Below are 760 nucleotides of genomic sequence, written 5' to 3'. Positions count from 1 at the left end.
AATCCTTCCTTTCACCGGCGGGCCGCGTCGATGCAGAAGGCCCTGGACCGGATGATCAAGATCAAGCGGCCGATCCTGGAGCGCAAGGCGATGGATCTGCAGCTTGAACAGCAGGACCGTTCAGGCAACCGGGCGCTCGTTCTGGATGGAGTCGGCAAGCGTTACGGAGAGCGCACACTGTTCACCGGGGTCGATGGCGTGCTGCGCTACGGCGAGACGACGGCGCTGATCGGCGGCAACGGCGCGGGCAAAAGCACGCTGCTGCGCATCATTCTCGGGCTTGAGCAGCCGGACGAGGGAAGCTGCGGGCTGGGCTCGCGGACAGCGGTCGGCTATCTCGCCCAGGAAGCCGTCCCGGAGGACGCCGGCCAATCCGTGCTGAGCTATTTCCGCGAACAGGCCGGTATGGAGGAAGGCGAAGCGCGCGGGCAGCTCGCCCGGTTCCTCTTTTACGGCAGCGATGTCTTCAAGAGCGTCGCGGGGCTGTCCGGCGGAGAATGGACCCGGCTGCGTTTCGCCGTGCTGATGCACCGCCAGCCCAATCTGCTCATTCTTGACGAGCCGACCAACCACCTTGACATCGACTCCCGGGAGGCGCTGGAAGAAGCGCTGGAGGAATTCCCGGGCACCGTTCTTGCGGTATCCCATGACCGCTATTTCATCAACCGCTGCTTCGGCAGCATCTGGGCCTTAGAGGACAGAAGCCTCTCCGTGTTCCCGGGCAATTACGAGTATTTCAAGGAGAAGCGCGCTTCGCTCG

The 760-nt window shown here is 63.6% G+C and carries 1 protein-coding gene; it reads left to right on the top strand.

The annotated features are described in order from the left end of the window. A partial coding sequence (locus L692_RS0118405; RefSeq protein WP_025701552.1) for an ATP-binding cassette domain-containing protein occupies nucleotides 1-760 on the top strand: 760 nt, incomplete at both ends.

Origin of the sequence: Paenibacillus forsythiae T98 (assembly GCF_000520735.1) — a bacterium.
GTDB classification, from domain to species: Bacteria; Bacillota; Bacilli; order Paenibacillales; family Paenibacillaceae; genus Paenibacillus_AQ; species Paenibacillus_AQ forsythiae.
Note: the sequence above shows the minus strand (reverse complement) of the source record. Positions and strands in the feature narration are given on the sequence as shown.